The following is an 811-nucleotide window of genomic DNA, read 5'->3' as shown; positions in this document are numbered from 1 at the left end:
GGCCGGCTACCGGCCGTGCCTGCGCTGCCGCCCCGAACTCTCGCCGGAGGCGCAGCAGCACCTGGGCGAAGAAGTCGTGCGGCGCGCACTGGCGCTGATCGCCGAGGGCGCGCTGCAGGACGCCAGCGTCGCCGCGCTGGCGGCCGAACTGGGCATCAGCGCGCGCCAGCTGCAGCGGCTGTTCGTGGCCCAGCTCGGCGCCACCCCGGCGGCGGTGCACGCGACCCGGCGGCTGTTGCTGGCCAAGCAACTGCTCACCGAAACCGCCTTGCCGATCACCCAGGTGGCGCTGGCGGCCGGCTTCAACAGCCTGCGTCGCTTCAACGCCGCGTTCCTCGACGGCTGCGGCATGCCCCCCTCGGCGATCCGCAAGCAGCGCACCGACAGCCCCGGTGGCGATCTGGTGCTGCGCCTGGGCTACCGGCCGCCACTGGACTTCCCGGCGATGCTGGCGTTCCTGCGCAAGCGCGCGATCCCCGGCATCGAGCGCATCGGCGAAGCCAGCTACGAGCGCGTGCTCGGCCCCTGCGAGGCCTCCACCCGCATCCGTGTCGAGGCCGATCCGCAGCGCCACGAACTGCGCCTGCACATCACCGCGGCCGATCCGCGCGCCATTCCCGACATCGTGCGCCGGGTGCGCCGCGTGTTCGATCTGGATGCCGACCTGCGCGCGGTACACGCCACGCTCGGCGAGGATCCGCTGCTGGCGCGCGCCATCGCGCGGCGCCCCGGGCTGCGCGTGCCGGGCGGCTGGGACGGGTTCGAAGTGGCGGTGCGCGCGGTGCTCGGCCAGCAGGTCAGCGTGGCCGGC

General features: G+C 74.5%; 1 protein-coding gene. It reads left to right on the top strand.

The genetic code is table 11. From position 1 onward, the window contains the following. Window positions 1-811: AlkA N-terminal domain-containing protein (locus D183_RS0116110; protein ID WP_017909909.1), on the top strand; the 811-nt coding region annotated here is incomplete at both ends.

The sequence above is a fragment of the Xanthomonas sp. SHU 199 genome (genome assembly GCF_000364665.1).
Classification (GTDB): domain Bacteria; phylum Pseudomonadota; class Gammaproteobacteria; order Xanthomonadales; family Xanthomonadaceae; genus Xanthomonas_A; species Xanthomonas_A sontii.
Note: the sequence above shows the minus strand (reverse complement) of the source record. Positions and strands in the feature narration are given on the sequence as shown.